Below are 536 nucleotides of genomic sequence, written 5' to 3' on the forward strand. Positions count from 1 at the left end.
CCGCTACTTCCTCGACAACGTCGCGGAGTGGATCGCCGAGGTCGACCGTGGTCGCATCCACGGCTACGAGGGCAACTACTCCACCTACCTCGAGACGAAGAAGGACCGCCTCAAGATCGAGGGGGCCAAGGACGCCAAGCGCGCAAAGATGCTCGAGAAGGAGCTGGAGTGGGTCCGCTCCAACGCCAAGGCGCGGCAGACCAAGAGCAAGGCCCGTCTCGCCCGCTACGAGGAGCTCGCCGCCGAGGCGGAGCGCGACCGCAAGATCGACACCTCCGAGATCAACATCCCCGCCGGTCCGCGGCTGGGTGACGTCGTCCTTGAGGCGAAGGGCCTCACCAAGGGCTTCGAGGACCGCGTCCTCATCGACGACCTGTCCTTCAGCCTCCCGCGTGCCGGCATCGTCGGTGTGAACGGCCCCAACGGCGTCGGCACGACCACGTTGTTCCGCATGATCACCGGCAGCGAGCAGCCCGACGCGGGCGACCTCAGAGTGGGCCAGAGCGTGGAGATCTCCTACGTCCGCCACAGCGGGG

The 536-nt window shown here is 67.2% G+C and carries 1 protein-coding gene; it reads left to right on the forward strand.

Features of this window, described 5'->3' with window-relative positions:
• A partial coding sequence (locus F0U47_RS20270) for an ATP-binding cassette domain-containing protein (protein ID WP_149752312.1) occupies positions 1-536 on the forward strand: 536 nt, incomplete at both ends.

Source organism: Nocardioides antri, assembly GCF_008373765.1.
Classification (GTDB): Bacteria; Actinomycetota; Actinomycetes; order Propionibacteriales; family Nocardioidaceae; genus Nocardioides; species Nocardioides antri.